At 30.0% G+C, this 459-nt stretch carries 1 pseudogene; it reads left to right on the top strand.

Annotated elements, in window-relative coordinates:
- A pseudogene (locus AC1DJR_RS33365) lies at positions 1 to 143 on the top strand (CarD family transcriptional regulator); the annotation flags it as partial.
- Positions 144 to 459 lie beyond the last annotated feature (316 nt).

Genomic DNA, 459 nt, shown 5'->3' on the forward strand with positions numbered 1-459 from the left:
TACGTGATTTAATGCGTATGAAGAAAGAAAAGGCACTTAATACAAGCGAAAAAAAAATGTTGGATAACGCACATGAATTTTTGATTAGTGAACTAGGATTAATTAAAGGAATCACTGAAAATCAAATAAAAAGTTTCTGTTAAGRTTCATTATAGATAATGTATTACATCCCCCGAAAATATCCTGAATTTTTCGGGAATATGATKATTATTAAAAGTAAATCATTTCAAAGACATTCAACTTCTTTAACTCACTTTTAGAGTAGGAACCTCTTTTGTTAATACTTCAATCTAATCCATTTTTATTTTTAAATTTCTTTTACGAACGTTCGAAGTTTCATCAAATAACTCAATTAAATAGTCACTTGATTTTGCAATCCTGATTCACACTGGCACGGACAAGGAGCCGTAAGGATGAAAGAGAGGTAGGGCTTTCATTGTTTTAGGTAATATACTATCT

Source organism: Bacillus sp. 05T31, from assembly GCF_056396725.1.